This is a genomic window from Haloarcula sp. Atlit-47R (assembly GCF_003665985.1).
Classification (GTDB): Archaea; Halobacteriota; Halobacteria; order Halobacteriales; family Haloarculaceae; genus Haloarcula; species Haloarcula taiwanensis.
This window is the reverse complement of sequence record NZ_QPLQ01000047.1, coordinates 1-501: the sequence shown is the minus strand read 5'-3', so window position 1 is coordinate 501 and position 501 is coordinate 1. Positions and strand designations below refer to the sequence as shown.

Annotated in this window: 1 protein-coding gene; it reads right to left on the bottom strand. The window is 56.3% G+C overall.

The window, feature by feature from the left end:
- Nucleotides 1–141 precede the first annotated feature (141 nt).
- Nucleotides 142–414 carry a hypothetical protein gene (locus DVK00_RS20790; protein WP_115891764.1) on the bottom strand — a complete coding sequence of 91 codons (273 nt, stop codon included), beginning with the start codon at nucleotides 412–414 and terminating at the stop codon, nucleotides 142–144.
- Nucleotides 415–501 lie beyond the last annotated feature (87 nt).

The following is a 501-nucleotide window of genomic DNA, read 5'->3' as shown; positions in this document are numbered from 1 at the left end:
TGTGTACGTGAACAAGAGGATGCGAGTATTGGAATCTGCGAACCTCTTTTCGAACGAGAACGGTATCTACGAGCTCACGGACTTCGGCCGCGAGTTCCTCGCGGGCAACGTCGATGAAGACGAGTTGCCGGAACCGTAGCGTCATTCCCAATCGACCTCCAACTCCAGAAAGACCTCGCGCATCCACTCTGGCTCGTCGGGATCGTCGACGCGACCGTCGTCGAACGCGTCGATGAACGTCGCCTTCTCGTTGCTATCGATACCGTAGACCCATCGTCGGCCGTCGTGGTGGACATCGAGTCTCGCCGCGTAGTCTGGGTCTGTGGTAATCTCGATGCGGACCACGAACCCGCTTAGCAACCGCAGTTCTCGACTCGTTCCGTTCGCCGGACCGGTGCCAATCGTCGTCGACATACCTGTGCCGATGAGTATCTCCCTTAAACGATTTGCAGGGTGATGAACGAATAACCCGATTCGAACGGACTACTCTGCTGTTTTCAT

What these genes read in the sequence shown, in the direction of transcription:
- DVK00_RS20790 (WP_115891764.1), bottom strand. Translation starts at nt 414, where the DNA reads ATGTCGACGACGATTGGCACCGGTCCGGCGAACGGAACGAGTCGAGAA.